We start from the raw sequence: 549 nt of genomic DNA, 5'->3' as shown, positions 1-549 counted from the left end.
ACCCTCCCCGGAGCGGCGTTCGCGGCGTCCACGAAAAAATAGTGCTCACTCTTTCGAAGTACCCGGGGCGATTCCGGCGGCCCGGTGGGGTTATGGTCGCTTCCACAACCGTAAAAAAGCTTCGGCCCCCGTGCGGGACTGCAATCCCGCCGAGGGCCTGACCGATCAGGAAGAGCAGACCTTCCCGATGGCTGAGAACCAGCTTAGCCGCCCGGCGGGCGGCGTGTGCCATCTTTACGTCCGGCACACCGAGAACTACACCCTCGCGGCGAATGAATTGATCACCCGTGCGACCATCGAGCTGACGGTCGCGATGGGCCTGTACATCCTGTGGGCCCCCGAGGGCACCTCGGTGACGGTGGAGTCGCTGTGTGCCCGATGGCGTGAGGGCCGCACCCTGATCCGCCGTGCACTGCGCGAGCTGGAGGAGATCGGCTTCCTCGAGCGCCGCGTCGAACAGGGCCCGGGCGGGCGACTGACCACCCGCACCATCATCCATCACCTCCCCCGCGACCTGGCATTTCCCTCCGACTCGACGACCCCCGCCGC

1 pseudogene is annotated in these 549 nt (G+C 66.7%); it reads left to right on the top strand.

Annotation, left to right across the window (positions count from 1 at the left end):
* Window positions 1–130: 130 nt before the first annotated feature.
* Window positions 131–549: pseudogene (locus tag FNQ90_RS26200) on the top strand (hypothetical protein); the annotation flags it as partial.

Origin of the sequence: Streptomyces alkaliphilus (assembly GCF_014141535.1) — a bacterium.
Taxonomy (GTDB): Bacteria; Actinomycetota; Actinomycetes; order Streptomycetales; family Streptomycetaceae; genus Streptomyces; species Streptomyces alkaliphilus.
The sequence above is the reverse complement of the archived record's forward strand: the minus strand, read 5'-3'. Positions and strand labels throughout refer to the sequence as shown.